The following is a 25,989-nucleotide window of genomic DNA, read 5'->3' on the forward strand; positions in this document are numbered from 1 at the left end:
ACGACGGTTCCGTGAACTGGCTTAACTCCTTCTTTACGCTAAGCGCCAAGCCGGCCTGGCGTAGGCTCATTCGAATCGGTCGCCGGGATAGTCGACAGGTTGTGTTTAAAGACCGCGGCACGGACATGATTCGAGATGCCATATCCGAGTAAAGAGCTGCGGCAGCCGTTGCGGCGTGCCGGGATATGGCCTCATACCGAATAGCAGGCCGGTGATCCGTACCTGCCGTTGCTTGGCATTGAGCCGGTAACCTCGTGGGAACGCAGTGACCGATGTAAGGTCCCCGATGAATAAATCAGATTTGCTTGAGAAACTGTTCAATTGCGGCGTTGACCACCTCGGGGTGGGTGATTGGGCCCATGTGGCCTAGCTCAGGGAACTGCAAAAGACGCGCCTGAGGAAGTGCCGGTAACAGCACACGGGCGACGCCGTGGGCTGACGCGGTCGAGCGGCCACCGACCATGTACAGGATCGGCATGTCGAGTAGGCCAAACGCGGTCAAAGGCGTGGGCTCGGTCATCAAGGCATGCGCCCAACGACGGACGTTCTTCATCGATGCAGCAATGGGCTGTTTGCGAGGCTCCGGCGTCCCTGCCCAACTGCCAGCGCCCATCCAGTAGTCGATGAACGCCTCGGCCGCAGCTTCCGGATTGCCGTCATCGAGCGCAACGCTTGCCCTTTGCACCGCATTTCGAATCCCGTCTGCATCGTTTGGTGGTGGACTGTCAGCATTGACCAGGGAAAAAAGTGTGGGCTCGTACAGCGCGAGTGCACGGACGCGTGCCCGATGGGAAAGTGCAGCGATCAGAGCGACAGCCGCGCCGTAGGAGTGCCCAACTAACACAACAGGATCCTTGGTGTCGGTGAAGAGGGGGCCGATTAATCCAAGTTCGTCGCTGAGCGAAATCACGCTGTCAGAATGCCAGTCAGGGCTCTTGCCAGCGCCGTAAGAATCCGGCGCAATGACGTGATAGTTTGGAGATAGCAGGTCGATAAGGCCGCGCCATTGGGCAGAAGTGCTTGCGTTCGCGTGAATGCAGATAACTCTGGAGCCGGCACCACCTTCACGCAGAAAGGGCTGGGGGTGAGTCATGAGAACTCCGGATTCTCCATCAGGCTTAATGTTGGCCGGACAGCCGACCGATGAATGCATTATGCGTTAGGTCTTACTCTTGGCCAAGAGCTGCTGATACTCGGCAGACATCTTGTCCATATATTCAAGTGCAGCTTTGTATTGATTTGCATGAAACTCCATCAGCTTGTCAAACTGGTCGGCCGCAAGTGAGAAAGGCGCACCAGCGTTACGCATCGAGTCCATCATGGTTTTTTGGGATCGCATTACCATGTCCCATGCTTGATGGGCCTGTAGCACAGCAGTTCTAGACTGTTCCCAGAAAGTCTTGGCGAATTCAACTTGCGTCTGGTCAATCATGGATCGTCTCCTTGGTGACTGATGGGAAAGGACTGGCGTGTCGGACTCCCGAGCCGATATAAATGCACAACGGTCAGTTATCACCTGTATGACCGTTCTACTGTTTCGTGCCTGGCAGCCACTTGCATAGGAAGCTGTCAAGAATCGGTAGCCCGCTCAATGTAACATTCAACAAACAAGTACTTAGAGCACCTATCAAAATGCCGCTTGCCGCGTTGCTACTCCTAGCCGTACTCCTGTACTGTCTTCGTCGGCGCGCCTTGCCATCGTCATTTTGATAGGTGCTCTTAGCTTGCAAGCATATTTGAAGACGAAGTTTGATGCATATCGAATGACTGCCCTCGTCTCTGGAAGACAGTGCCTGATCAACCAATGATGGCTCCCGGAGCCGGCTGCATAGTTGCCTGCAATGATTGTTTCGGGCGTACCGGCCATATTTGCGAACCACCAAGAGCGAACATCGCGTATCAATGGTTTATTTGCGGCAGGACATATTCTGTTTGGCAAGGAAGGAAGACTTCTCATGAGAGAACTGTTAGCAGCGACTGCCGAGCGGGCCATTTGTTACCTCGAAGGTGTGAAGACCAGAAGTGTCGCACCGAATGCGGATGCAGTCGCCCGTCTCGCCTTGCTTGATATGTCACTCTCTGACGAACCAAGCAATCCGGAATTGCTTCTGCAGCAACTGGATGAGATCGGCTCACCGGCGACCATGGCGATGGCTGGACCACGCTTCTTTGGCTTTGTCATTGGTGGTTCGCTCCCCGCCACCGTGGCTGCCGGTTGGCTTGCGAGTGCGTGGGATCAGAATAGCAGCCTCTACAATGTTACTCCGGCTACCGCCGCAATTGAACAAATCGCACTGAGATGGGTGCTTGATGTGCTGAAGCTACCATCTGACTGCGGCGGTGCGTTTGTTACTGGCGCCACCGTTGCGAATTTCACGGCACTCGCCGCGGCGCGGCATGCAGTTCTGGCAAAAGTCGGATGGAACGTGGAAGCCGACGGATTATTTGGCGCTCCTCCCATTACGGTCATTGTTGGTGAAGAGGTACATCCGACGGTGCTAAAGGCATTAGGCATGCTCGGTCTTGGACGTCAGCGGATCGTGACATTGCCAGTCGATATGCATGGCCGCCTCCGGAGCGAGACACTACCTCCAATATCTGGACCGACAATCGTATGTGTGCAGGCTGGGAACGTGAACACGGGCGCATTCGATCCGTTTCGTCAGATTTGCAAACATGCACATGATGGCGATGCATGGGTACACGTTGACGGGGCATTTGGGCTATGGGCTGCGGCAGCGCCGTCCCGCTTCAGCCTGATTGAAGGGATAGGGGACGCCGACTCCTGGGCTACCGATGGACACAAGTGGCTGAACGTCCCGTACGACAACGGCATGGCGTTTGTCAGAGACTCGCACGCTTTGCGGGCTGCGATGGCGATTACCGCGGAGTATCTTCCGACGGTAAGTGAATACCGTAATCCTGCGGACTATACGCCCGAGCTTTCGCGGCGCGCGCGCGGGGTTGAGGTCTGGGCTGCATTACGCTCGTTGGGGCGTCTTGGATTAACCGATCTGATTGAACGCACCTGTGCTTATGCGCGACGCTTTGCAGAAGCGCTTTCTTTCGCGGGATACCAGGTGCTGAACGAAGTTGTGCTGAACCAGGTGCTGGTCTCGTTTGGTACGCCTGAAGTTACAAAGCGCGTGATCGACGACATTCAGGCTGATGGGACTTGCTGGTGCGGCGGTACGGTGTGGCAGGGACATACAGCGATGCGGATCAGTGTCGTTTCCTGGGCTACGACGGACGCGGATGTGGAAAAAAGTATTGAAGTGATTTTGCAGATAGCGGCACGACATCGGCCGCATACATCACCGAGTTGACGCAACAGCTCCGGCCTATTGGCATGGTCGGGAGAAATGCGCAGGGAAGTTAACCAAATTTTCATTTCCTCAGAAAGTTCTGCATCTCGGTCGTCGTAAAGAGCACCTCTATATTCTCGTCGCGTTCGATGCGTGCCAACGAATCGGTCATGGACTCAACAAGTGCAGTTGCGGCAGGCGAGAGCGTACGTCCTTTCTTCTTCACTACATAAAGCCGCCGCCGAAGGGTCGGCTGGATCAGCGGTTTAAAGCAAAGGCCATCGGCAATCAGCGGTTTCGCAGCAAGGGCCGGCAGCGCCGCATAACCGAACCCCTGTACCAGTAAGGGCTGCAATGAGGACATTGAGCCCACCTCATAAGCCGGGTTTTTATACTGGGACGCGATTTTTGAATGCATGTCAATTAACGCGCGAATACCATTGGCGCGATGTAACCCGACCATGGTGTGTGGCGCAAGTTGACTCCAGGTTATAGGGGCTTTTTCGCCAACAAGGGCATGATCCTTTGAATAAACCGCGCCGTAGTCGTCAGTCAATAAAAGCGCGGCGTCCAGCGATGGTGTTTTCTGAAACAAGGTTGTTACCCCAAAGTCAGCCTCTCCTGAGACTACCAGCCGCGCCACGCTTTCGGTAGTCTCCTCCGACAGGCGCACATTAATTCCCGGATAGGTTGATACGGTCTGCGCAACGGCTGGGGCCAGTACATAATTGATGAAAGAAGCAGCGGCTGCAATGATGACGGACCCCCGTTGACGGTTGGCGGTCAGACGCAACTCATCCAGCGACTCCTGCAAGTCACGCAGCAGGCGTTCAGCGACCGGCAGGAAGGATAAGCCTTGTGGCGTCAGCACCACCGAGCGAGTAGAGCGATCCAGCAGCCTCATTCCGATCTCCGCCTCAAGGATCTTCACGGAGGAAGTCAGCGTTGATTGTGTTACGTGCAGACGTTCTGATGCACGGGTAAAGCTGCGTTCTCGCGCAACCGCCGTGAAGGCGCGAAGTTGTTTCAAGGTAATATTCATTTATCGCTCGAATCTATTAATTCATTAAAACTATTCGTTGGACGATTCTACCCTGCGTTATTAGACTTGTACGTAAGATGTCTACCATGAGTAAGGAAAGCCCGATGAACAGCCCTGAACGTTTTAACGAAACAGCAGTTCCTCAGCATATCGATGGCCCATCGGCCTGGTATGGCGCAGAGATGGCGGCCCGTCATGACTGGATTTATGAACTTGATGAATCGGAAATTGCAGAAATTGATGCTGCAATCCGACAAGTCAAATCCAGCGGGCTCAGCTTGGGGGATATCACGCCTGAGACGTTTTGGCTTCCACGGTTGCACATCCGACTGAAGACAGTTCTGAACGAAGTCCTGAATGGCCGCGGATTTGTGCTCGTCCGTGGATTCCCGGTCGATCGCTATAGCCTTGAAGAGACTGCAATCGCCTACCTCGGGCTTGGATCTTATCTGGGAAGCTTCCGGTCACAGAACGCCAAAGGCCATCTTTTGGGGCATGTACGCGACCTTGGCGCTGATATCAGCAAGCCAATGACGCGCTATTACCAAACCAATCGCGAGCTCGAATACCATACGGATTCATGTGACATCGTCGGACTGATTTGCTTGAAGACTTCACGCTCCGGGGGCGAAAGTCGAATTGTGAGCTCGGTGACTCTGTATAACGAGATGATGGCCAAGCGTCCTGATCTGGTCGCCGAGCTCTTTCATCCTTTCCCGACAGACCGGCGGGGTGAAGTGCCTGACGGCATGAAGCCCTGGTTTGATATTCCGGTATTTAACTGGTATGCGGGTCAACTGACCACGATTTATGTCGGCCAGTACATTCGTAGCGCGCAGGAGTTGTTCCCCGAGGCACGACGTCTGACTGAACGCGAGATTGAAGCACTAGCGTATCTCGATACTCTGGCCAATGACCCGAAGCTTAACTTGCAAATGGAATTCCGGCCGGGCGATATGCAATTCCTGCACAATCACCAGCTGCTTCATTCACGCACTGACTTCGAAGACTGGCCAGAACCGGAGCGCCGGCGCCATCTGTTACGTCTTTGGCTTGCGCCGAAAGAAGGACGCCCGCTTCCAGAAGTCTTTGCGACGCGATACGGTTCGACTACACCCGGGGAACGCGGTGGCATCATCGTTAAAGGTACGAAGCTGACGTTTGCGCTTGACCCGGTCTGAAACCGACGCGCTGACATTCAATACAGAATACAAGGAGCGAGACAATGACACTATCAAGACGTCAATTCCTTACCTCGGCAGCAGCGCTCGGCGTTGTCGGCTTACCTGGCATTGTGACCGCTGAAGACTGGCCCTCGAAGCCGATACGGATAATTAGCCCCTATCCCCCTGGAGGCATCGTCGATATTCTGGCGCGTCTCGTTGGTGACAAGCTGTCACAGAGTTTAAAACAGCCAGTCCTTGTCGAAAGCAAGGCGGGCGCTGGAGGTAACATCGGCACTGCCTACGTTGCACGATCACGCGGCGATCCTTATACCTTATTGCTTGGCGCAAGCGGCCCCTTGGCCATCAATGTGTCGCTTTATAAAAATATTGGATATGACGTCGCTACCGATTTCACGCCGATTAGCCTGCTCGCTGCGACCCCTCTGGTGCTAGTGACATCGGCCGATTCAGGCATCAAGACTGTATCGGAGCTTCTTTCGCGTATTAAATCCAGTGGTGCCCAGGCATTCTATGGATCAGCGGGAGCCGGGACGCCGCAACATCTCGCTGGTGAGCTATTCAAGCAAAAAACCGCTACCGCCACGACCCACGTCGCTTATAAGGGCGGCGCGCCCGCAGTGGTTGCCGTGCTTGGATCCGAGGTGCTTTACGCATTCGAGAACCTCGCCCTCGTCGATGCACATATCAAGTCCGGCCGTATGATCCCGCTCGCGGTCACAACCGCAAAGCGCACGGCTTTGCTGCCTTCCGTGCCAACAATGATGGAAAGTGGTATCGCTGATTTTGAAGCGCGTGGCTGGTATGGCCTTCTTGCTCCCGCGGGTCTGCCTGATGCGGTAATCAAGCGTCTGAGTGAAGAAACGATGAAGGCCGGGCGCATGCCAGACGTTCGCGCAAAGATCGCCGCCTTTGGTTCAGACGACGTCATCAATACGCCGGATGAATTCCGCAAGTTGATCGCTGCAGAAACAGTGAAATGGCGTGGAATCGTCGAAGCGGGAAAAATCACGGTGGAAGGCTGATCCGATTTCTTTAGTTCATGGGACAGAGGGGCGTGCCCGTACTTCTTTTGTCGAAAGTCCCCTCACATTTCAAAAGGCATTGCAATGCTAAGGACAGTCTTTGTCCGGCTTTCCGATACGCTGTCAATGTGGCGTCCAGCCACTGTCAGAAAAAACTGGCCCGGCATAGCCATCGCGATCGTTATCGCGCTGGCCGCCTCGTTCATTTCTGATACTTATGGCGGGCCGCAGCTGCTCTATGCGTTATTTTTTGGCCTGTCATTTCACTTTCTTTCGCAGGAAGCTTCTTGTAAACCCGGAATCGATTTTTGCAGTAAAACAGTACTGCGTATCGGTGTCGCGCTCCTCGGGGCGCGGGTCACGTTCGGACAGATTGAATCAATGGGTATCCGCCCCATTTTGATTGTGATCGCAGCCGTGCTGATCACCATCCTGTTTGGCTACGTGCTGGCATTCAAACTGCGGCGCCCTGCGACCGAAGGCGTGCTGTCCGGGGGGGCGGTTGCAATTTGTGGTGCATCTGCAGCGTTGGCCATCGCCGCAGTGCTACCCCAGACAAAGGAAAATGAAAAATTCACATTACTGACAGTGGTCGGTGTGACGACGTTGTCGACCATCGCAATGGTTGTATATCCGGTTGTCGCAAGACTGCTGGACCTGGACCCGACAATGGCGGGAATTTTCATCGGCGGGACTATTCATGACGTTGCACAAGTGGTCGGAGCGGGTTACTTAATGTCCAACCACACCGGCGATGTTGCCACGCTAGTGAAACTAACGCGGGTGGCTTGTCTGGTGCCGGTTGTCATTGGCCTGACAATTATTTTTTCGACGAGAAATAGCACTACCGAGTTCGACACACCACCCTTGGTGCCCTTCTTCCTGATCGGTTTCGTGTGGCTGATGGCTTGCAATAGTGCGGGTTTTATTCCGCCGGAAGTAGCGGCCGGAATTAACCGTGTGTCGCGTGCATGCCTGGTTACCGCAATCGCTGCGTTGGGCGTAAAGACCTCATTCCAGTCATTGGCATCGTTGGGTTGGCGTCCGATTGCAATGCTGGTGGCGGAAACGGTATGGCTTGCAGTATTTGTCCTGCTCGCGCTGGCCGCCCTTTGATAGCGCTTTATGCCTTGAACAGGCTGAAAGCGCTATCCGGGAAAAACTTTGAAACCATTCTCATTCAATTCGGACCTGATGTTTTCGGCGATATTTCTGCGGCGCTTTTCGTCGAGCCGTGAGGCAATTGCCGCAATACTGAGCGCGGCATAGTGGCCTTCGGTAAGCTCGAATGCGACGCCGACCGCGTGTACCCCTGGAATCAGCAGATTAATGCCGGTGGAGTAGCCATCACATCGCGTCCGTTCCACAATTTTCCTTACCCGATTTTCAGTCATGCCGTTCCGTTCGTACTCGGCAGCGTGCCTGTTATAGAGCGCCTTGAGTTCTTCTGCGGTCAGCGTGGCTAGTAAAGCCTGTCCGGCTGTTCCCAGACCAAGAAGGCGGAAGCTGCCGGTCAGGGTGGTCATCACGCGTACCGGGAATGGCCCTCGTTCCAGGTGAAGGCAATGTGCGAAGTCCCCGTTTCGGACAATCAGGAATACCGTGTCTTCCGTCGAGCGTGCAAGAGAGCGCATGAGCGGGCGACAACGTTCTACGATGGGCGGACGAGTCATTGCTGTCAGCCCCAGTTGCATGGCATTTAATCCAAGATGATACCGTTTTGTGACCTCATTCCGTTCTACATACCCACCCTGCGCAAGTCCGCAGAGCAAGCGGTACACAGTGGTCCTATTGAGTCTTGTTAAGGCAATCATCTCAGTAAGATCGGCGCCTCTTTCATGATGCTGAGACAACATCTTGAGCAGCGAAAGCGCACGAGCAATGCTTTGCGCCCCAGAAATACCATCCAAGCTCATGTTCATAATATGCACAATCGATATAAATGGGTTTGCTTAAGAGATCTCTTCCTATGTTAAATGTACTTTGCCTACTTCGTACAGAAGTCATGATGGTGAAGCCTGCAGATCAGTACACCAGGTTCGCGCCCGAAAACCATCGTGGGCGGCAATGCGCAAGGCAATTTCGATTGAGAACAAGGAGACGAAATGAGAAGGTTTTTTGCAATAGTCGCAGCGACATTTGGCTTGCTAGCCGCACCATTTGCTCTTGCCGATAATTTTCCAAACAAAACGATCACTCTGATCGTGCCGTTTCCACCTGGCGGCAGCACCGATGTCCATCTGCGAGCTTTTTCCCAGCTTGCGAGCAAACACCTTAACCAGACAATCATCGTAGAGAACCGATCCGGTGCATCAGGATCGGTAGCACTTACTGCTCTGAAGTCAACGCCCCCCGACGGATACAAACTGTCGGTAGTGGTTCCCACCAGTTTGCGTCTGCCAATCCTGCAAAAGATGGCGTATGACCCACTGACTGATTTCACGTATATCAGCATGCTGTCGAGTTACACCTACGTCGTGGCAGTACCAGCAAACAGTCCATTCAAAACCTGGAAAGACCTGCTTGCCTACGCCAGGGCAAATCCAGGAAAACTCAGTTATGGAAACGCCGGCTTCAATTCAAGCATGCACCTCATCATGGAAAACGCAGCAATGCTCGAAGGCGTGAAATTGAACGCCGTGCCTTATAAAGGCGATGGTGACCAGATTCAGGATCTCGTCAGCGGACAGCTGGATTTTGCGTTGCCAAGTCTCGGCGGCATCGCGCCTATGGTCGATTCCGGAAAAGCACGCATGCTGGCTGTCTTTACCAAGGAACGTGCTTCGCGTTTCCCAGACGTTCCGACCTTGCCGGAAGCGGGTACCAACATGATCGCGGAAGTCCCCTATGGCATTGTCGGACCCGCAGGAATGAACCCAAAGGTAGTCGCAACGCTGGAAAGCGCGTTCCGTAAGGCGTCTGATGAACTCCCCAACAAGCAGATGCTGACGCAGCTTGGCCAAGTGCATTCATACCTGGGATCTGCGGAGTATAAGGAGTGGGCTCAGCGTACCTTTGCGAAGGAAAAAGAGCTTATTAAAAAGTTTGGCAAACCGGTAAAGGATTGAAGAAAATGGCGCAACCTAAAACGGTAGTGATTACCGGGGCAGGATCTGGTATCGGCGCGGCTGCAGCAAGGCGGTTTACAGCGTCCGGGTTAAACGTACTTGCATGTGATATCGATAACGCGGCGCTGTCCAAACTTGGCGCGGAGATTCCCGCTGAACGATTGGAAACACTATGCATAGACATCGCCCAGGATAACGCGGCGGATACTATTGCACAAGCCAGTCAGCGTAGATGGGGGCCTACGCAGATTCTGGTAAACAATGCAGGCATTGCACCCAAGTACAACGGCGTCGCTTTAAACATACTCGACATGACGATGGATGAGTGGAATCGCATCTTGTATGTCAACCTGACTTCCTCGATGCGACTGTGCCAAAGGTTGCTGCCGGCAATGAAAGAGGCGGGCTGGGGACGGATCATTAATGTGTCGTCTTCGGGCGGGCGTACGCGGTCGCTTGGTCCGGTGGGTCCGGCCTATATGGCGTCGAAAGCAGGACTGCTTGGTTTGACGAGGCACATTGCTATCGAGCTTGGTCCGTTTGGAATCACGGCCAATGCGGTAGCTCCCGGACGGATCGCAACCCCACTCGGAGCCACTACCGGTGCTGCAGTCGCCGAGGATTATGCGAAAAGAGTACCGGTCGGCCGCATCGGTACACCCGATGAAGTAGCCGCCGCCATTACGTTCCTTGCGACAGAAGACGCCAGCTTCATTAACGGTTCGGTCATCGATGTCAACGGCGGCATGTTCATGCTCTGATTTTTTAATTCATATTATCGAACCATTCCATGATCTATACAGAAGAGCATCACAAACTGATGGACGCGATCAATCGCTTCATTCAGGTAGAAATCGAGCCTTACTCCGATGAATGGGAAGAAGCAGGTATCTTCCCGGCACACGAGCTGTTTAAAAAAATGGGTAATGCCGGCTTCCTAGGCATCAACCGGCCAGAGGCCTTTGGTGGCATGGGGTTAGATTACTCTTACAATATTGCGGCTGCAGAAGCGCTTGGCGCCGTGACGGCGCAGGGCGTAAGTATGGGAATTATCGTCCAGACCGACATGGCGACACCTGCACTGGCCCGTCACGGCAGTGATGCGTTGCGGCGCGAATATCTGGCTCCTGCTATTGCCGGGGACGTTGTGATTTCGATCGGCGTTTCCGAAACGGGCGCCGGCTCGGATGTTGCGTCACTGAAGACTCGTGCACGTAAGGACGGAGGCGATTACATCATCGACGGGTCGAAAATGTGGATCACCAATGCGACACAGGCGGACTGGATTTGCCTGCTTGCCAATACGTCGGACGGTCCCGTGCACAAGAACAAGTCGTTGATTATTGTTCCGTTGAGGGAAAACGGCAAGCTGCGTCCAGGAATTGAGATGAAAAAAATTCGCAAGCTTGGCAACTTGTCGTCCGATACCGCCCAGATCTTTTTTGACGGGGTTCGCGTTCCTCAAAGTAATCGCATTGGACAAGAAAATATGGGTTTCATCTACCAGATGGAACAATTTCAGGAAGAACGTCTTGCGGCTGCTGCGCGACGACTTGGCGCAGTACATCTGATTACCGAAGTGGCCGACTATTTGCGCCAGCGTGTGGCTTTTGGAAAACCTCTGCTAGACAATCAGTACATCCAGTTTAAGCTGGCAGAACTCAAGACAGAAGTCGAGGCTTTGCGCGGACTCATTTATATGGCCGCGGAAAAATATATTGCGGGGGAAGACGTCGTTGAGCTCGCATCAATGGCCAAGCTGAAGGCCGGCAGACTTGCACGTGAAATTGCCGACTGGTGCGTGCAGTTTTACGGCGGGATGGGATATACCTGGGAGAACCGCGCAGCGCGTGCCTACCGCGACTCCAGGCTTGGATCAATTGGCGGCGGGGCTGATGAGGTCATGTTGTCGATCATTGCTAAAAAAATGGGATTGACGACGGCACGTTCAGCCTGATGTTTCACCCAGTGAACATCGTGCAATACCAATTCCGGCCCATAACGGTACGCGATGCATTTGTGGCGGGGCGGGATTGGTATTAGAAGGCCATCAAGATTGACAGGCCATTCTCCGCGACTCTTATCAATGTTCAGGTCGACGCTGTTCACTTGTTTTAATCGCCGGCGAATGAACGGAATCCAATGCTACGCAACTGTTCTTCGATCAGGGAGGCGATTTCCCTGCACCGGGCGGCAGAAAAGCGCGAACCGATGCCAGCAATACTCACGCCGGCGTAATTGCCTTTGGTAATTTCAAATGCGACTCCGACGCCACAGACACCTTCCGTAATGATATCGACTGTTACAGCATGGCCCTTGGCGCGAATATTTTTTACAGCCTGCCTCAGTTCTGGCAAGCTCAAACCGTGACTCTCGTACTCTTCGCGATGACGCAAATAAATCGCCTCAATCTCTATGTCACTCATGGTGGCAAGCAAGGCCTGGCCAGCAGTTCCTAAACCGAGGATGCGCAACCCTCCTACATGCTGGGTAATCGCCTTAACCGGAAAACTGCCTTGCTCGATATGCAGACAATGTGCGTAGTCGCCATTGCGAACCACGAGAAACACGGTATCTTTGGTTTCACGCGCAAGCAATTGCATCATTGGCTTGCACAATTCAACAATAGGCGCCCGACTCATCGCCATCAAGCCTATCTGCATTGCTTCCACACCCAAGCGGTACTTCTTCGTTATAGCATTGCGCTCAACGAAGCCTGCCTGTACCAGCGCACTGACAAGCCGATAAACAGTAGTACGGTCGAGTTCACTCTTTTCGACAAGCTCTGCCAGTTCAATGCCCTCCTGATGGCTCTGTTCAATCAGACTGAGCAAGCTGAGTGCGCGATCAAGACTTTGTGTGCCGGTACTCATATATCGTTGCTGTTCATAATATGCACAAAGTATATATCGAAGGTTGCGCTTCATGGTCGTCAGGTTTGAAATGGATATCACCAATCGGATATCTTTCAAGGAGACGACATGCAAGACCAAGCACTGGTAATTGAAAACGTGGGTTCCGTAAGGCGAATCTGGCTTAACCGGGGCGACTTTGCAAATGCCCAGACCCGGCAGATGCTTCTGGACCTGGATGTTGCAATCGCTGAAGCCGGTCGTGACGACTCCGTGCGTGTCATTATTCTCGCAGGGAAAGGTAAACATTTCTCGGCGGGTCACGACCTCAAGGAAGCACAAGTCAAGCGATCCGATTTTACTGCGGAGGAGCGATGGGATTATGAAGAGTATCACTACCTCGACTACTGCCTGAACATATGGGACTGTCCCAAGCCAACGATTACACAAGTACAGGGCGCATGTGTTGCAGGCGGTTTCATGCTGGCCAACATGAGCGATCTGGTCATTGCCGCCGATGATGCATGGTTCTGGGATTCGGTCATGTTTTCCATGGGACTGGCCGGGACCGAAGTATTGTTTCAACCCTGGGTGATGGGCCTGCGGCATGCGAAGGAATTTCTGTTCACTGGCGAGCGCATCAATGCGGAAGACGGCTTTCGCATCGGGATGGTCAATCGCGTAGTGCCGCGCGCTGACCTCGACGCGCGCACGATGGAGATCGCGCAGCAAATCGCAAAAGCACCACCATTCGCCATGCGCGCACTGAAAAAATCCCTTAATCGTACCTACGACATCCAAGGTTTCCGAAATGCGGTACAGGCACATTTCGATACCCACCAGGTTACCCATGCGTCAGCGGAATTTGCGGAAATCAGGAACGCCGGGCTTGCAAAGGTGATTGACCAGAATAAAACGACACTTGCGGAGTGTAAATGAACAAGCGTGACATAGCGACACAGGTTGCCCCAGTAACGGAATGTACTTACTTGCGCCCGATGGACTTGTTGCTTAATCCACGGTCCATTGCTTTCGTTGGCGCATCGGCGGAACCGTCGCGGCTTGGCGGGATTGCGATTGATCACCTGGTTAAGTTTGGCTTTGAAGGCAAGGTCTATCCAGTCAATCCGAAGTACACGGAAATGCACGGCCTGCAATGTTATCCGGATATCGAAAGCTTGCCCGAGATACCCGATCTCGCGGTTCTTGCCATCGGTGCGGAAATGGTATTCCCCACGCTCGTCAAATGCCACGAGAAAGGCATCCGCGCTGCAATTATCTATGCATCCGGTTTTGCGGAAGAGGGCGAAGAAGGCGCGAGGTTGCAGCAGAAGATCGCCGCGTTCGCCCGTGAGAATGATATGGCAGTCTGCGGACCCAACTGCATGGGTCTGGCCAACTTGAACACGCGCGCCATTACTGCGTTTGCCACTATCTTTCGCGATTACCCGCCCAATACTGGCGCCGGTCATGTAAGTCTGGTGACACAAAGCGGCAACATGTGCGCCATCTTGTATGTGGCTGGTTATGAACGCGGCATAAAGTTTAACCAGTTCATCAATACCGGTAACGAAGCCAGCATCGAGTTTGCCGAATATCTCGAATATCTTGCCGATGATCCGCAGACACATTCTGTGATCGGCTACCTTGAAGGCTTGCGTGACGGTGAACGCCTGATCAGAGTAAGCGAGAAATTCCATCGTGCGGGGAAGGCGCTGATACTCATCAAATCCGGAGAAACCGAACAGGGCTCCATTGCTGCGATGTCGCATACTGCTTCGCTGGCAGGCAATCAGGCCATCAACCGCGCCGCATTCCGGCAATTGGGCATCATGCAGGCACGCGATCCCATGCAACTGGTCGACGTTGCTTACCTTGCCAGCATGAAGGACAGGACCGCAGGCCGACGCGTTGCAGTGGCATCAATATCCGGTGCAATGGGCGGCTTGCTGACGGATTTGCTGGTATCAGCCGGGCTAGAGGTTCCGGTCCTTCCGCTGGGTGCGCAAAGGGAACTCAAGGAAAAAGCGCCGATGCTGGGAATGGTGGCCAACCCTATCGATCTGACCGCTAACCTGTATAACCGGGAAGGACTCGCGACAGAAGTCTTTGCAACGGTGGTCGCCGATAGCCATGTTGATACGGTCCTGGTCTACGCGACCGGCTACCTGCTTGACCGCATTGCTAATGAACTGATCGACGCATCACGTCGATCCGGCCTTCTGTTCATTGCCATCGATACCGGCAAGGCAAAATCACGCGGTGATCTTGAACGCGCGGGTATTCCCGTCTTTACCGATGTTGCCCGGGCAGTTGGCGCGATGGCGACGTATTTGCCATGGCGTGAAGAGGCAAGCAGGAGGGAACACTGGAGAACGCTGCGCAACGGTCGAACTGCGACAAGCGAGGAAAAGTTCGTCCTTTCACGCAGGATGGATGAACATCAGACCAAGCATCTGCTCAAATCGCACGGCGTGCCGGTTTGTGAGGAGCGGGTGGCCGGAAATGCCGATGAAGCGGCAGCTCTTGCCGATATGGCCGGGTATTCGGTCGCACTCAAGATTCTGAGTCCCGACATTGCGCACAAGACCGAAGCCGGAGGCGTCCGGCTGCATCTAATGAATGCAGATGCAGTCAGAAGTGCTTACGCCGAAGTGATGAAAAACGTCCAGGCGTCACAGCCCGATGCCGAATTGCGCGGCGTGCTGGTGCAAAGAATGGAAGTTGGAGTAGGTGAGCTGATCGTCGGTATCACAAGGGATCCGATCTTCGGGCTATCGATAACGGTGGGACTGGGCGGCATCTTCACTGAGGTATTCCGCGATGTCGCCCATCGATTGCTTCCAGTTGATGAAACAATTGCGCAGGAAATGCTTGAGGAACTGCGTGGCTACAAGTTGCTGACCGGCTTTCGCGGAAAACCCCAAGGCGACATCGCAGCAGCCTGTTCGGCGATCGCGGCTGTCTCGACACTTGCGATGCAGTTCGATGGGGAGATCAATGAACTTGAGATCAATCCACTTCTGGTTCGGGCAGACGGGGATGGGGTGGTTGCACTTGATGCGCTCTTGTCCGTTGCACCAGCTGAATGTAATCGCTAAAGGAATAACGAGATGAATCAACAACGAACTGCTGTGGTGACCGGTGCGGCGCGCGGAATCGGTTTGGCGACCGTAGTCAAACTGCTTGATGCTGGCCACCGTGTCGCCATGGTTGACCTTGATACAGAAGCGCTTGAGGCCACGGCTGCCGATCTGCCGTCGGACCGAGTACTGCCCCTGGCAATCGATCTTCGTCAGCCAGATGCACCCCAACAACTGGATACGGCAGTCCGCGAGCGCTGGGAACCGGTTGCCATCCTGGTAAATAACGCTGCCGTGTCGCCCAAGCATGCGGGTAAGGCAGCCGGGTTGGCAGGCATCTCGCTGGAAGAATGGGAGTTTGTCATGCAGGTCAACGTTACAGCGCCGATGCGGCTTGCGCAGCAGTTCGTGCCGTCGATGCGGGAACGTGGCTGGGGCCGGGTTATCAATACCTCGTCGCGTGCGGGCCGCTCCAATCCGAATCAGGCCAGCTCTGCGTATGCGACCTCGAAGGCGGCCATCCTTGGACTGACGCGCGCTATTGCAACTGAGTTCGCGCCGTATGGGGTGACCGCGAATGCCGTTGCGCCAGGTCTGGTAGAAACCAAACTGGCACTGGCAATGAGCCCCGACATCCTGGCGCTGATCCGCGCCAAGACCCCGGTGGGCCGCGGCGGAACACCGGAAGAAATTGCGGCGGTGATTGCCTTTCTTGCTTCGGAAGAAGCTGCATTTGTGACAGGCGCATGCTTCGATGTCAACGGCGGAGCGCTCATGAACTGACCGGCCATCGTTTCGCGCTGATCGTTTTGCAGGTTAAAACCATATTTAGGAGACACGTATGCGCTTCACACACTTATTTGCGGCTTGCCTGGCTGGAGTCGTCCATCTGATCGCGGCAAACGCTGTTGCTGCCGATAATTATCCGAGCCGCCCCGTCACCGTACAAGTTGCGTTTTCGCCGGGAGGTGCAACTGATCGTCAATTCCGGGTGCTGGCGGGATTGGCATCGAAGCATCTCGGCCAGAGCATCATTGTCGAAAACAAGCCGGGAGCGGCAGGCACACTCGCGTCAAGCACACTCGCCTTGTCCGGCAGGCCCGATGGGTACACGCTTGCCCAGGCGCCGGTCGGCGTATTCCGGGTGCCGCACATGCAAAAAGTGAACTGGGACCCGGTGCGGGATTTTACCCACATCATCGGGATGTCGGGCTATGTACTGGGTGTCGCAGTGCGCGCCGACTCTCCATTTAAGACATGGGAGGACGTAGTTCGGCATGCGCGCGCAAATCCTGGTGCCGTGAGTTATGCGTCGACTGGTATTGGCGGCACGCTGCACCTGGCGATGACGGATATTGAAAAGCAGACAGGGGTTCGCTTCAATCATATTCCTTATAAAGGTGCAGCGGATTCCTCGCGCGCCCTCCTTTCCGGCGAAGTCATGCTACAAGCCGACGCCGTCAGCGGTTTCGCCGGACTCGCCAATGCAGGCAAAGCCCGTATTCTGATGGTATGGGAGCCGACCCGCTACACGGGCTTGCCCGACGTGCCAACCGCGCGTGAACTGGGACTCAACATCGTGTACCAGAGTCCGTTTGGACTCGTAGGGCCAAAGGGAATGCCGGCAGAGGTCGTCAGCAAAATTCACGAGGCATTCAAGAAGGCCCTCGAGGATCCGGAGCATATCCAGCTGCTCGGGCAGATTCATCAGACGCTGTGGTACCGCTCGCCCGCGGATTACGCGGCATACGCGAAATCTGCGTTCCAAGAGGAGCGCAAGTTGATGGAACAGGCAGGACTGATTTCGAAGGACTAAAAACCTCCAAACATGTTGCGATTTAACCAGGAGACCCTTATGAGCATCAAAGCTTTCATCCTAGCTGTCTGTGCCTCTATCACTGCATGTCTCAACGTTACCGTTGTGCAAGCCGAAACCTTCCCGAACCGGCCAATCACAATACAGGTTGCTTATCCAGCGGGCGGCAGTACCGACCGGGAAATCCGTGTTCTGGCCAATCTGGCTAGCAAGGAGCTCGGCCAGCCCGTTATCGTGGAAAACAAATCCGGCGCAGGTGGAACACTGGCGGCCAGCACGCTTGCCAGCACTGGCAAACCCGATGGCTATACCTTGGCACACGCACCGGTGACTGTCTGGCGAATGCCGCACATGCAAAAAGTGAACTGGGATCCTCTGCGTGACTTTACTTATGTGACAGGACTTTCCGGTTATCTGCTCGGTGTTGCTGTGCGTTCCGACTCAGAGTTCAAGTCGTGGAACGATATTGTGAAGTATGCACGGGCCAATCCTGGCAAGGTAAGTTATTGCTCGGTTGGCATTGGCAGCACCCAGCATCTGGGCATGGCTGAAATCGAGCGGCAAACCGGTCTCAAGTTCAACCACATACCTTACAAAGGCGGGTCCGAGACGGCCCGTGCGCTTCTCAGCGGCGAAGTCATGATTTCCGCCGACGCCATCAGCACTCTTACCATGCTTGGTGACAAAGCGCGCATCCTGATGCTGTGGGAGCCCGAACGTTACGCAGGGTTGGCTGATGTGCCGACAGCACGTGAACTCGGCATCAACCTGGTATCCCAAAGCCCTTATGGCTTAGTCGGTCCGAAAGGCATGCCACCTGAAGTTGTACAGAAACTGCATCGTGCCTTTGACAAGGCATTGAACGATCCACAGCATCTGGAAGTCCTTAAATCCATCCACCAGACTCTATGGCGGAAAACGCCTGAAGAATATGCGGCGTATGCCAAAACCGCATATGAGAAGGAGCGCAATTCCCTTGAGCAGGCAGGTTTGCTTCCTTGATTTAGAGAAGATTGGATATTCGCAACGCCCCGCCAGAATTACCAAAGTTTGTCACCCTTTAAAGATGGAGTGCATTCAAGTGTCTAGTTTATTTACCTCGACCCATGAAGACATGCGACGCGGCATTAGGAAATTTGTAGACCAGGAATTGAACCCGCATGCGGACAAGTGGGAAGCGGCCGGCGCTGCGCCGCTGCCAGCGATCTTTGCGCGCGCAGGCGAACTTGGTTTGCTTGGCATCAACAAGCCGGCTGAATTTGGCGGGCTCGGACTGGATTTTTCCTACGTCATGGTCGCAGCAGAAGAGCTTGGACATGCGCATTCGCCCAGCATACCGTTTGCCATTGGAGCGCACTTGTCAGCGATACCAGCACTCACCGCCCACGGCAACGACGCACTGCGTAACGAGTTCCTGGTTCCCGCAATCAGCGGCGAAGCAGTGGCCAGTATTGGGGTGAGCGAATCGGGTGCTGGTTCCGATGTGTCAGCCATAAAAACGACTGCGCGCAAGGATGGCGGCGACTATGTCATTAATGGCGCGAAGATGTGGATCACTAATTCTACGCATGCACGCTGGATCAGCTTGCTGGTCAATACATCGGAGGAAGGTGGGCCATATCGCAACAAGTCCTTGATCCTGGTTCCCATGGACACGCGTGGAGTCAGTGTGGGCAAGCCGCTGCATAAGCTCGGCATGCAGTGTTCCGACACCGCGCCGGTATTCTTTGACGAAGTACGGGTGCCGCAACGCCACCTCATTGGTGAAGAAGGAAAGGGCTTCATCTACCAGATGGAGCAATTCCAGCACGAACGCCTATGGGCTTGCCTGCGCAGCATTTCCGCACTGGACGACGCGATTGCATTAACCGTCGACTATACCCGCGAGCGCCGCACGTTTGGCAAGCCGTTGATTGAAAATCAGGCGCTCTATCACCGGCTCGCCGACTACCTGTCACAGATCGAGGCAGCACGTTCAATGGCTTATCGCGCCGGGGAAGCGCTGGTTTCGGACCTCGATGTTACGCGTCTGGTGTCGATGGCAAAATATCTGGTCGGCAAGCTGGCGCTGGAAGTCCCTTCCACGTGTGCCCAGTATTTCGGCGGCCAGGGATATATGTGGGAAAACCGCATTACCCGCATGCTGCGAGACCTGCGTATTGTTGCCGTCGGAGGTGGTGCGAACGAAATCATGCTGGATGTGATTGCGAAGGAAATGGGCTGGATTGGGAAGCGGAGCCCGCAGCGAGGCAATAAATGAGTGCCCCGTTATCGGAATTTAAACTGCCGGATAGCATGCGGTGCATCGGCCTGCCACGCTTTGGTGGTCCCGAGGTCATGCGGCTGACGCAACGCCCGCTACCACGGTCAGACCCGTCGCAACTTCTTATCCACGTTACCGCTGCCGGCGTAAACCGTGGTGACACAGTTCAGCGCCGCGGTCATTATCCGCCGCCGCTAGGAGCTTCAGATATTCCGGGACTGGAAGTAGCTGGAACCATAGTAGAGGTTGGTTCGGCTGTTAACGGGTGGAAGGTAGGACAGCAAGTTTGTGCCCTGCTGACGGGTGGAGGTTATGCGGAATACTGCAATGTTCCCGCCGCACAGTGTCTGCCTGTACCCGCCGGCTTGTCGTTAACCGAAGCCGCGGCCCTGCCTGAAGCCTGCTTCACCGTCTGGACTATGCTGTGGGACGCGGGACGTCTCGCTCCCGGTGAAACAATTTTGATCCAGGGGGGTACTAGCGGAATCGGCGTCATGGCGATCCAGATGGCCGCAGCCCTGGGACACCGGGTTATTGCAACGGCAGGATCCGATATGAAATGCGAAGTTTGCAAGTCACTTGGTGCTGATGCCGCTATCAATTATCGTACTACTGACTTCGAGTCCGCTATTAAAGAGCTGACTTCCGGTCACGGAGTGGATGTCATTCTGGATATGGTAGGTGGCGACTACGTGAAACGTGAACAGAACATCATGGCTGACGGAGGGCGGCTGGTATTCATTGCATTTTTAGGTGGGACATCGGCCAGTTTTGATATCCGGCAGATGATGCATCGGCGACTGACCTTAACCGGGGCCACCCTGCGTGCGCGGTCGGTCGATTTCAAAGCAGCTATCGCCGAACAATTACGCACGCAAATCTGGCCACTGATCGAAACAAAGCGAATACGGCCAATCATTGATAGTACCTTTCGTCTTGAGGATGTTGCGCAGGCACATGAGCGTATTGAATCCGGCGATCATGTCGGCAAGATACTGTTAACGTTATCTGACGTTAAAAATGGTTCGACTCGCCTTTAGCCTTTAGTGCAAGGGCTTTAATTGAACGACAAATAGAGGAGCAGATGAAATCCGAACAGGTGTTGTGCAGCATCGAGAATGGCATTGCAACAATCACTTTGAATTGCCCGGAAACTGGAAATGCTATCGACCTTTCATTCGCGACGGCATTTTCCGAAGCAGTTGAACGCGTCGCAGGCAATCCAGACGTGCGTGTATTGCTGATTAATGGCAAAGGACGCGTTTTTTGCGTTGGCGGAGATATTGCGGCTATGTCGCGGTCAGAAGACCTGCCGGCTTTTCTCAATGCCTTGCTGGCCACTCTGCACAGCGCTGCACAACGGATTGCTGGGTTACCTGTTCCTGTTGTTTGCGCAATCCATGGCCCAGTAGGCGGCGGTGGCATCGGGATCGCATTATGTGGCGATATCGTGCTTGCATCGGAATCAGTGAAGATTCGTGGTGGCTATTCTGCCATTGGGTTGTCACCAGACTTCGGTGCCTCATGGTGGCTCACCAAACGCGCTGGTCCGGCACGTGCCAAAAGAATTCTGTTGCTTAATGAAGCCACCGACGCTGCTAAATGCCTGGAGTATGGCTTGCTGGACGCCGTGTATCCGGATCAGGAACTGGCGCCCGAAGCGGCATCCCTCACGAATCGCCTGGCGTCCGGTGCGACACAGTCTTTTCAAAAGATAAAACAGCTGGTTGATGGCGTGGCAGACCGTTCTCTGGAAGAGCATCTTGACCTTGAAGCCCGCTACATGATCGCATCAAGCACCACCACTGATGCCTCTGAAGGGCTGCGCGCGTTTCTCCGAAAAGCTACGCCTGTATTTAAAGGGCGTTAGAAAGCGATTTAGCTACGCCCTCACGCTTTATACATGTTCGTAACCTGATCGATGGCGACGTAACGACAAGCGTCGTACACGACAGGTGTTCGCGTGGCACGAACACGCCTTTCGAAACATTGAAATAGCCGGACCGGATTGCCCTATCTATACTCGATTCCGATATCGATAGGAGACAACATGCTTAAAAATGCACTGGCCGGCATTAAAGTGCTCGATCTGTCACGTATTCTCGCCGGCCCCTGGTGCACGCAAAACCTGGCCGACCTTGGTGCCGATGTCACCAAGGTCGAACACCCCGACCGCGGCGACGATACGCGTGGTTGGGGACCTCCCTACCTGGAAGGTGAAGATGGCCAGAAAATGTCCGCGTACTTTGCCAGCTGTAACCGGGGCAAACGTTCAGTGGGTGCCGACTTTTCAACGGCCGCCGGCAAAGACCTGATTCTGAGTTTAGCCAAGGAATCGGACATCCTTGTCGAGAATTACAAACCTGGCACGCTGGTACGCTACGGGCTGGATTACCCGACCCTTGCAAAGGAAAATCCCCGCCTTATCTATATTTCGATCACCGGGTTTGGCCAGGATGGGCCGATGTCCGACAAACCGGGCTACGACTACGTGTTCCAGGGCATGGGAGGCCTGATGAGCTACACGGGCCATTCCGACGGCATGGCGGGGGCTGGCCCATTGCGAACAGGCGTCGCGGTTGTTGACATTACTACTGGAATGTATGCAACCGCAGCGGTGCTGGCAGCACTGTATCAAAGGGAGCGCACCGGCGAAGGTACCTTCATTGACCTCGCTCTGCTGGATGTTGCGGTCGCGCTCAATGCGAACCAGGGTGCAAACTACCTGATATCCGGCGTAAATCCACCGCGGTCAGGGAACGCCCATCCGAATTGTGCACCGTATGAGGTGTTTCGCTGCGCCGACGGGCACTTGATCCTCGCCATTGGCAATGACAGTCAATTTCAGCACTTTTGCGACGTCGCAGGGATGCCCGCGTGGGCGAAGGACGCAAGGTTCAGCACAAACTCGCAGCGCATCTCGAACCTGCCCGCACTCAGGCAACTACTGGCAGATGTCTTCGTCACGCGTTCACGGCAAAGCTGGAGTGAGTCGTTCGACGCGGCCGGGGTGCCGTGGGGACCAATCAATACGCTTGATCAGGTTTTTACCCATCCGCAGGTGCAACACCGACGCATGATGCAACATGTGCCGCATCCCATCATGGGCTCGGTGCCACTGGTAAGAAATCCGATGCTCAGCGATGAGAAAGAGCGAACCCTTTCCGTGGCGGCACCGCCCCTGCTTGGGGAACACGATTGCAGTATTGCCCCTGTCTGCGATTGATCCCGCTTGCAGGCACCCATTCCATTTACGGAGGAGACCATATGAAGACAAACTTGATCATTGCCGCAGCCATGTTCGCAGGCGGGCTGTCCCTGAGTGCGCAGGCCGCCGACTATCCGGACAAGACCGTCCGTATCATTGTGCCGTACGCGCCTGGAGGTACCACTGATGTCATCGCGCGTATCGTCGGCGCAAAGCTCGGCAGTATCCTCAAGCAGCCATTCATCATTGAGAACCGTCCCGGAGCCGGCGGCGGCATCGGCAGCGCCTACGCTGCGAAACAGCCCGCCGACGGCTATACGCTGGTGATGCTGGTAGAAAGCTCGCACGCGGTGAATCCTCAGGTTTATGCAAAGACTGCCTATGATCCGATAAAGGACTTCGCGCCGATCAGCAAGCTCGCCGATGTACCGAACGTCCTGGTCGTCAATCCGTCTATGCCTGCTGCCAGCGTTCCTGCGCTGGTCAATGCGCTCAAGGCGAATCCGCAGAAATATTCATTCGGTTCATCCGGCAATGGCGGCTTGAGCCACATGAATGGCGAACTCTTCATGACGACCACAGGGACGACCATGCTGCATGTTCCCTACAAGGGGCTCGGCCCGGCGCTGAACGACCTGATGGCAGGGCAGGTTCAGGTGGTGTTCGACAACATTCCGTCATCCGCCGGCCTGATCAAAGCCGGAAAAATCCGTCCTCTGGCGGTAGCGGCAAAGCAAAGGTTGCCGATCCTCCCCAATGTGCCCACTTATGCGGAAGCGGGGCTGGCACCAATGAACAACCCGTCATGGTTCGGACTCGGTGCCCCGGCCGAAACACCTCCGGCTGTGCTCGACAAGCTTAACAGTGCGGTGCGTGAGGCCCTGGCCAGCCCGGAAGTCGCATCGGCAATCGAAAATCAGGGAGCGGTACCCAATTACACGCCGCGAAATGAATTTGCGGAGCTGATCAAGTCTGCGAACGCACACTGGAAGAAAGTGGTAACCGATATTAAATTTGAAAAAATGTGACGGGAAAAACAATGGCTGAACAACTAGCAATACGGCATGCGGTCGTTACGATGGATAAGGGCATCGCGACGCTGACTATCAGCGATGCGGGCTCGCTCAATATCCTGAGTACGCCGGTCATTAAAGACGTCATCGCCCGGCTGAAAATTCTTCGCACCGACAGCAGCATCCGTACATTGGTGCTGCGTGGCACTGGCGACAAGGGGCTGATCGGAGGAGCGGATATCAAGGAAATGGCTGCACTGAATCGCCAGACTGGCGAGGATTTCATCAGTAACCTGAGGGAAATGTGTGACGGCCTGCGTCATTTCCCGACGCCTGTCATTGCGCGCATGCCTGGCTGGACGTTGGGCGGTGGTCTTGAAGTCGCGATGGCTTGCGACCTGCGCATCGCGTCCCAGAGTGCAAAATTTGGCATGCCCGAAGTCAAGGTCGGGATTCCTTCGGTCATACATGCATCGCTGATTCCACGGTTGATTGGCGGTGCCCGTGCTGCATGGCTATTGCTGACCGGAGAAACTGTGGATTCTGCAACAGCGCTTGCCTGGGGTTTGGTGCATGAAGTTGTGCCGGACGATGAACTCGACAGCGCGGTTTCTCGTGTCGCCAGCTCGCTTGCGGGTATGGGACCGGAGGTGCTGCGCCAGCAGAAGCGCCTGCTACGGGAATGGGAAGACCAGGCGCTTGACGCCTCGATTGTCGCCAGCGTGCGGGAATTCGGCGTGGCGTTTGAGACGGGCGAGCCGCAGCGCTACATGCAGGAATTTCTCGACAAGAAAGCGGCTAGGCATTCGTCGTGAAACCCGGATGCTGGATCCTGATTTGTACTACCTGTCATGGATTCAGCATGGGTGGCGAAAGTACATATCGCGTTGGGTGGTGCATACCAGCGCGTCATTCACTCATCAGAAACTGGATAAAGGCAGCAGTAAAAGATGGTAACTGTTCGCCTGACTTCAGAATGAGATTTAATTCCCTCAAGGCCCATGGTTCGAGCAAGCCGATCTTTGTCACTTTGCCTTCGCGCAAAGAAGCAGCGGCGACACTTTCGGGAACAAGTGCGATTCCGACTCCTCCTGCCACCAGAGCAAGCACTGCTTCAAAACTATGCGCGTGGATACGCACGTTTGGATTTTTTCCTGCACGCTGCGCCACCTCTCTGAGAAATAGGAAGTTGCTGCTGTGTTTTTCCATGCAGATAAAGTCGAAATCAAGCGCGGCGCCGAACCGGACTTCTTTCTCTCGTGCCAGTGGATGATTGACAGGCACTACCAGAATCAATGTGTCGACGGCATAGCGCAACACATCGACGCCACTTGCATCCACAGAGCCGGCAAGCACGCCGATATCTGCCTCGCCGGCAGCAATCGCCGCAGGGATCATCGCGCTGGCGCGCTCTTCGAGATCAATATTTACATTCGGGTTCGAAACAAGAAAACCACTGACAGCAGGGATGATAAAGCCGTTTAACGAGCTGCTATTGGCAAGGATCCGAATCTGTCCCTTAAGTCCCGCAGAAAACCGTCCGACCTCGTCATGCATACGTTCGACGCCAGCCAGCAATCCGCGCACATGCCGTGCGAGCACTTCGCCAGCCGGCGTTAAATCCATTCCGCGTGCGCTTCTCAGGAACAGGTAGGTCCCGAGTGCCTGCTCAAGGTTCTTAATCCGATAACTCGCCGATGATGCCGTTATGTGTAAACTCGAAGCGCCCGCAGACAGGCTTCGCGCTTCAGCGATGGCGAGAAAAAGCTTGAGGTCAGTAAGTTCGTATCGCATTGTCTTGCGTTTAGCGATGTCAGGAAATTCAGTTTATCACTGAGGGCTCTCCCGACAGGTACCTCACCATCGCGAGAAGGTCCGAATCCTACGGACTGCAGACCGACCACGGTTCATCAACGGCATCGGGTGCACTGTCTACCAGCTACTGGTTGCGCAGCTTTGGTCTGGCCTAGAATGCGGGGATGCCGGTCTGTTCACGACCCAAAATCAGTGCATGAATATCGTGCGTCCCTTCATAGGTATTCACCACTTCCAGGTTCACCATGTGACGGATCACGCCGAATTCATCCGAAATGCCATTCCCGCCCAGCATGTCGCGCGCCATGCGTGCCA

Annotated in this window: 25 protein-coding genes; 18 read left to right on the forward strand and 7 right to left on the reverse strand. The window is 54.8% G+C overall.

The annotated features are described in order from the left end of the window. Positions 1-295 precede the first annotated feature (295 nt). The gene (locus ACFQUU_RS24225; protein WP_382250690.1) at positions 296-1,093 is read right to left on the reverse strand and encodes an alpha/beta fold hydrolase; all 798 of its coding nucleotides are present in this window, start codon (positions 1,091-1,093) and stop codon (positions 296-298) included. Positions 1,094-1,159: 66 nt separating this feature from the next. After that, on the reverse strand, positions 1,160-1,432 hold the full coding sequence (locus tag ACFQUU_RS24230; protein ID WP_382250691.1) for a hypothetical protein: 273 nt from the start codon (positions 1,430-1,432) through the stop codon (positions 1,160-1,162). Between the two features lie 523 nt (positions 1,433-1,955). Between ACFQUU_RS24230 and ACFQUU_RS24235 the strand changes: the two genes are divergently transcribed. Continuing rightward, positions 1,956-3,326: a pyridoxal phosphate-dependent decarboxylase family protein gene (locus ACFQUU_RS24235; protein WP_382250692.1), complete on the forward strand. Its 1,371-nt coding sequence runs from the start codon at positions 1,956-1,958 to the stop codon at positions 3,324-3,326. A gap of 61 nt (positions 3,327-3,387) precedes the next feature. On the opposite strand, the gene ACFQUU_RS24240 is transcribed toward ACFQUU_RS24235, so the two are convergent. Continuing rightward, entirely contained in the window at positions 3,388-4,347 is a 960-nt protein-coding gene (locus ACFQUU_RS24240; protein ID WP_382250693.1) for a LysR family transcriptional regulator, read from the reverse strand. Between the two features lie 104 nt (positions 4,348-4,451). On the opposite strand from ACFQUU_RS24240, the gene ACFQUU_RS24245 reads away from it, so the two are divergent. The 3 genes from ACFQUU_RS24245 (at position 4,452) to ACFQUU_RS24255 (ending at position 7,672) form a co-directional block, all read left to right on the forward strand. Then, positions 4,452-5,528: a TauD/TfdA family dioxygenase gene (locus ACFQUU_RS24245; RefSeq protein WP_382250694.1), complete on the forward strand. Its 1,077-nt coding sequence runs from the start codon at positions 4,452-4,454 to the stop codon at positions 5,526-5,528. A gap of 44 nt (positions 5,529-5,572) precedes the next feature. Further along, entirely contained in the window at positions 5,573-6,556 is a 984-nt protein-coding gene (locus tag ACFQUU_RS24250) for a Bug family tripartite tricarboxylate transporter substrate binding protein (protein ID WP_382250695.1), read from the forward strand. Between the two features lie 84 nt (positions 6,557-6,640). Next, positions 6,641-7,672 carry a YeiH family protein gene (locus ACFQUU_RS24255; RefSeq protein ID WP_382250696.1) on the forward strand — a complete coding sequence of 344 codons (1,032 nt, stop codon included), beginning with the start codon at positions 6,641-6,643 and terminating at the stop codon, positions 7,670-7,672. Positions 7,673-7,704: 32 nt separating this feature from the next. Here the strand turns inward: ACFQUU_RS24255 and ACFQUU_RS24260 are convergent, their stop codons facing one another. After that, a complete protein-coding gene (locus ACFQUU_RS24260; RefSeq protein ID WP_382250697.1) occupies positions 7,705-8,478 on the reverse strand; it encodes an IclR family transcriptional regulator in 774 nt (257 codons plus the stop codon). Between the two features lie 183 nt (positions 8,479-8,661). On the opposite strand from ACFQUU_RS24260, the gene ACFQUU_RS24265 reads away from it, so the two are divergent. Genes ACFQUU_RS24265 through ACFQUU_RS24275 form a run of 3 tightly spaced genes read left to right on the forward strand, consistent with a single transcriptional unit; the run spans position 8,662 to position 11,581 of the window. After that, on the forward strand, positions 8,662-9,624 hold the full coding sequence (locus tag ACFQUU_RS24265; protein WP_382250698.1) for a tripartite tricarboxylate transporter substrate binding protein: 963 nt from the start codon (positions 8,662-8,664) through the stop codon (positions 9,622-9,624). A 5-nt stretch (positions 9,625-9,629) separates the two neighbouring features. Beyond that, positions 9,630-10,385, forward strand: coding sequence for an SDR family oxidoreductase (locus ACFQUU_RS24270; protein WP_382250699.1), 756 nt, complete (start codon positions 9,630-9,632; stop codon positions 10,383-10,385). 29 nt (positions 10,386-10,414) lie between these two features. Continuing rightward, a complete protein-coding gene (locus ACFQUU_RS24275; RefSeq protein ID WP_382250700.1) occupies positions 10,415-11,581 on the forward strand; it encodes an acyl-CoA dehydrogenase family protein in 1,167 nt (388 codons plus the stop codon). Positions 11,582-11,738: 157 nt separating this feature from the next. Here the strand turns inward: ACFQUU_RS24275 and ACFQUU_RS24280 are convergent, their stop codons facing one another. Further along, entirely contained in the window at positions 11,739-12,551 is an 813-nt protein-coding gene (locus tag ACFQUU_RS24280) for an IclR family transcriptional regulator (RefSeq protein ID WP_382250701.1), read from the reverse strand. A 54-nt stretch (positions 12,552-12,605) separates the two neighbouring features. Here ACFQUU_RS24280 and ACFQUU_RS24285 point away from each other — a divergent pair, with 54 nt between their 5' ends. The 11 genes from ACFQUU_RS24285 to ACFQUU_RS24335 all read left to right on the forward strand — a co-directional run bounded on the left by ACFQUU_RS24285 (position 12,606) and on the right by ACFQUU_RS24335 (position 24,674). Beyond that, complete coding sequence (locus tag ACFQUU_RS24285; protein ID WP_382250702.1) at positions 12,606-13,415, forward strand: enoyl-CoA hydratase; 810 nt, start codon at positions 12,606-12,608, stop codon at positions 13,413-13,415. Continuing rightward, the gene (locus ACFQUU_RS24290; protein WP_382250703.1) at positions 13,412-15,577 is read left to right on the forward strand and encodes an acetate--CoA ligase family protein; all 2,166 of its coding nucleotides are present in this window, start codon (positions 13,412-13,414) and stop codon (positions 15,575-15,577) included. Before ACFQUU_RS24285 ends, ACFQUU_RS24290 begins: the two co-directional genes overlap by 4 nt. A gap of 12 nt (positions 15,578-15,589) precedes the next feature. Continuing rightward, complete coding sequence (locus ACFQUU_RS24295) at positions 15,590-16,342, forward strand: SDR family NAD(P)-dependent oxidoreductase (RefSeq protein ID WP_382250704.1); 753 nt, start codon at positions 15,590-15,592, stop codon at positions 16,340-16,342. Between the two features lie 58 nt (positions 16,343-16,400). After that, the gene (locus ACFQUU_RS24300) at positions 16,401-17,375 is read left to right on the forward strand and encodes a tripartite tricarboxylate transporter substrate binding protein (protein WP_382250705.1); all 975 of its coding nucleotides are present in this window, start codon (positions 16,401-16,403) and stop codon (positions 17,373-17,375) included. 39 nt (positions 17,376-17,414) lie between these two features. Then, positions 17,415-18,377, forward strand: coding sequence for a tripartite tricarboxylate transporter substrate binding protein (locus tag ACFQUU_RS24305; RefSeq protein ID WP_382250706.1), 963 nt, complete (start codon positions 17,415-17,417; stop codon positions 18,375-18,377). Positions 18,378-18,456: 79 nt separating this feature from the next. After that, positions 18,457-19,635 (forward strand): acyl-CoA dehydrogenase family protein, encoded by a 1,179-nt coding sequence (locus ACFQUU_RS24310; RefSeq protein WP_382250707.1) that lies wholly within the window; start codon positions 18,457-18,459, stop codon positions 19,633-19,635. A 35-nt stretch (positions 19,636-19,670) separates the two neighbouring features. Next, positions 19,671-20,678, forward strand: coding sequence for an NAD(P)H-quinone oxidoreductase (locus ACFQUU_RS24315; RefSeq protein WP_382250715.1), 1,008 nt, complete (start codon positions 19,671-19,673; stop codon positions 20,676-20,678). Between the two features lie 44 nt (positions 20,679-20,722). Next, positions 20,723-21,508 carry an enoyl-CoA hydratase-related protein gene (locus ACFQUU_RS24320; protein WP_382250708.1) on the forward strand — a complete coding sequence of 262 codons (786 nt, stop codon included), beginning with the start codon at positions 20,723-20,725 and terminating at the stop codon, positions 21,506-21,508. Between the two features lie 180 nt (positions 21,509-21,688). After that, positions 21,689-22,864, forward strand: coding sequence for a CaiB/BaiF CoA transferase family protein (locus tag ACFQUU_RS24325; RefSeq protein ID WP_382250709.1), 1,176 nt, complete (start codon positions 21,689-21,691; stop codon positions 22,862-22,864). A 41-nt stretch (positions 22,865-22,905) separates the two neighbouring features. After that, entirely contained in the window at positions 22,906-23,874 is a 969-nt protein-coding gene (locus ACFQUU_RS24330; RefSeq protein ID WP_382250710.1) for a Bug family tripartite tricarboxylate transporter substrate binding protein, read from the forward strand. 11 nt (positions 23,875-23,885) lie between these two features. After that, entirely contained in the window at positions 23,886-24,674 is a 789-nt protein-coding gene (locus tag ACFQUU_RS24335) for an enoyl-CoA hydratase (RefSeq protein ID WP_382250711.1), read from the forward strand. A 94-nt stretch (positions 24,675-24,768) separates the two neighbouring features. Here the strand turns inward: ACFQUU_RS24335 and ACFQUU_RS24340 are convergent, their stop codons facing one another. Together ACFQUU_RS24340 and ACFQUU_RS24345 are read right to left on the reverse strand one after the other, a co-directional pair. Continuing rightward, the gene (locus ACFQUU_RS24340) at positions 24,769-25,653 is read right to left on the reverse strand and encodes a LysR family transcriptional regulator (protein WP_382250712.1); all 885 of its coding nucleotides are present in this window, start codon (positions 25,651-25,653) and stop codon (positions 24,769-24,771) included. Between the two features lie 172 nt (positions 25,654-25,825). Further along, positions 25,826-25,989 (reverse strand): acyl-CoA dehydrogenase family protein (locus tag ACFQUU_RS24345; protein ID WP_382250716.1); only part of this gene is annotated, 164 nt, incomplete at its 5' end.

The organism is Herbaspirillum sp. GCM10030257 (assembly GCF_042666555.1).
GTDB lineage: Bacteria > Pseudomonadota > Gammaproteobacteria > Burkholderiales > Burkholderiaceae_D > Noviherbaspirillum.

What these genes read in the sequence shown, in the direction of transcription:
- ACFQUU_RS24225 (WP_382250690.1), bottom strand. Translation starts at nt 1,093, where the DNA reads ATGACTCACCCCCAGCCCTTTCTGCGTGAAGGTGGTGCCGGCTCCAGA.
- ACFQUU_RS24230 (WP_382250691.1), bottom strand. Translation starts at nt 1,432, where the DNA reads ATGATTGACCAGACGCAAGTTGAATTCGCCAAGACTTTCTGGGAACAG.
- ACFQUU_RS24235 (WP_382250692.1), top strand. Translation starts at nt 1,956, where the DNA reads ATGAGAGAACTGTTAGCAGCGACTGCCGAGCGGGCCATTTGTTACCTC.
- ACFQUU_RS24240 (WP_382250693.1), bottom strand. Translation starts at nt 4,347, where the DNA reads ATGAATATTACCTTGAAACAACTTCGCGCCTTCACGGCGGTTGCGCGA.
- ACFQUU_RS24245 (WP_382250694.1), top strand. Translation starts at nt 4,452, where the DNA reads ATGAACAGCCCTGAACGTTTTAACGAAACAGCAGTTCCTCAGCATATC.
- ACFQUU_RS24250 (WP_382250695.1), top strand. Translation starts at nt 5,573, where the DNA reads ATGACACTATCAAGACGTCAATTCCTTACCTCGGCAGCAGCGCTCGGC.
- ACFQUU_RS24255 (WP_382250696.1), top strand. Translation starts at nt 6,641, where the DNA reads ATGCTAAGGACAGTCTTTGTCCGGCTTTCCGATACGCTGTCAATGTGG.
- ACFQUU_RS24260 (WP_382250697.1), bottom strand. Translation starts at nt 8,478, where the DNA reads ATGAACATGAGCTTGGATGGTATTTCTGGGGCGCAAAGCATTGCTCGT.
- ACFQUU_RS24265 (WP_382250698.1), top strand. Translation starts at nt 8,662, where the DNA reads ATGAGAAGGTTTTTTGCAATAGTCGCAGCGACATTTGGCTTGCTAGCC.
- ACFQUU_RS24270 (WP_382250699.1), top strand. Translation starts at nt 9,630, where the DNA reads ATGGCGCAACCTAAAACGGTAGTGATTACCGGGGCAGGATCTGGTATC.
- ACFQUU_RS24275 (WP_382250700.1), top strand. Translation starts at nt 10,415, where the DNA reads ATGATCTATACAGAAGAGCATCACAAACTGATGGACGCGATCAATCGC.
- ACFQUU_RS24280 (WP_382250701.1), bottom strand. Translation starts at nt 12,551, where the DNA reads ATGAAGCGCAACCTTCGATATATACTTTGTGCATATTATGAACAGCAA.
- ACFQUU_RS24285 (WP_382250702.1), top strand. Translation starts at nt 12,606, where the DNA reads ATGCAAGACCAAGCACTGGTAATTGAAAACGTGGGTTCCGTAAGGCGA.
- ACFQUU_RS24290 (WP_382250703.1), top strand. Translation starts at nt 13,412, where the DNA reads ATGAACAAGCGTGACATAGCGACACAGGTTGCCCCAGTAACGGAATGT.
- ACFQUU_RS24295 (WP_382250704.1), top strand. Translation starts at nt 15,590, where the DNA reads ATGAATCAACAACGAACTGCTGTGGTGACCGGTGCGGCGCGCGGAATC.
- ACFQUU_RS24300 (WP_382250705.1), top strand. Translation starts at nt 16,401, where the DNA reads ATGCGCTTCACACACTTATTTGCGGCTTGCCTGGCTGGAGTCGTCCAT.
- ACFQUU_RS24305 (WP_382250706.1), top strand. Translation starts at nt 17,415, where the DNA reads ATGAGCATCAAAGCTTTCATCCTAGCTGTCTGTGCCTCTATCACTGCA.
- ACFQUU_RS24315 (WP_382250715.1), top strand. Translation starts at nt 19,671, where the DNA reads ATGCGGTGCATCGGCCTGCCACGCTTTGGTGGTCCCGAGGTCATGCGG.
- ACFQUU_RS24320 (WP_382250708.1), top strand. Translation starts at nt 20,723, where the DNA reads ATGAAATCCGAACAGGTGTTGTGCAGCATCGAGAATGGCATTGCAACA.
- ACFQUU_RS24325 (WP_382250709.1), top strand. Translation starts at nt 21,689, where the DNA reads ATGCTTAAAAATGCACTGGCCGGCATTAAAGTGCTCGATCTGTCACGT.
- ACFQUU_RS24330 (WP_382250710.1), top strand. Translation starts at nt 22,906, where the DNA reads ATGAAGACAAACTTGATCATTGCCGCAGCCATGTTCGCAGGCGGGCTG.
- ACFQUU_RS24335 (WP_382250711.1), top strand. Translation starts at nt 23,886, where the DNA reads ATGGCTGAACAACTAGCAATACGGCATGCGGTCGTTACGATGGATAAG.
- ACFQUU_RS24340 (WP_382250712.1), bottom strand. Translation starts at nt 25,653, where the DNA reads ATGCGATACGAACTTACTGACCTCAAGCTTTTTCTCGCCATCGCTGAA.